Consider the following 244-nt stretch of genomic DNA (forward strand, 5'->3'; position numbering starts at 1 on the left):
GCAGATCCGCTCCGAGCCAACACCGGAAACAGTTGAGCATCTCAGCACCAACCTGGCGTTCCTGTTTGCCGCATTCGAAAACAACGGCAAGGAACAGGCGGGTGTGCCGGCTGCCTTCTTCATCGATCACCGTACAGGGAAGCCAAGGATGATGACGGGCCTTTCGCAGGCCGTCGTACTTGAAGACATCTTTGGAAAACTTTAAGGAGCAAAGTACATGAAAGCCAAAGCGCCGAACTTCGAG

General features: G+C 54.1%; 1 protein-coding gene. It reads left to right on the plus strand.

Features of this window, described 5'->3' with window-relative positions:
• Positions 1-205 (plus strand): hypothetical protein (locus tag SB679_RS25850; RefSeq protein ID WP_410705233.1); only part of this gene is annotated, 205 nt, incomplete at its 5' end.
• Between the last annotated feature and the right edge of the window lie 39 nt (positions 206-244).

Source organism: Chryseobacterium sp. SIMBA_029 (assembly GCF_046535275.1).
Lineage (GTDB): Bacteria > Bacteroidota > Bacteroidia > Flavobacteriales > Weeksellaceae > Chryseobacterium.